Here is a 228-nt window from a genome sequence, read left to right as displayed (position 1 = left end):
TTGCCGTGACCGTCGTAGCTAAACGTCTCCGCGTGGGACAGATCGCCCGACACCGCCGCATTCGTCACGCGGTTGAGAATGTCGTAGCTAAAGCTTTCCTTCAGGTTCTTACTGCCCGATTGATCGTGACGATAGACCAAATTACCAAAGGCATCCCAACGGTATTGCACGTATTCAAGGTAGTTGGCGTTATCGCTGGCGAGATCAATCACTATGCCACCGGGCGAC

General features: G+C 53.5%; 1 protein-coding gene. It reads right to left on the bottom strand.

What is annotated here, in order from left to right; translation table 11 throughout:
- Window positions 1–228 (bottom strand): hypothetical protein (locus Q0698_RS13305; protein ID WP_298637165.1); only part of this gene is annotated, 228 nt, incomplete at both ends.

The sequence above is a fragment of the uncultured Umboniibacter sp. genome, from assembly GCF_947497555.1.
GTDB lineage: Bacteria > Pseudomonadota > Gammaproteobacteria > Pseudomonadales > DSM-25080 > Umboniibacter.
The sequence above is the reverse complement of the archived record's forward strand: the minus strand, read 5'-3'. Positions and strand labels throughout refer to the sequence as shown.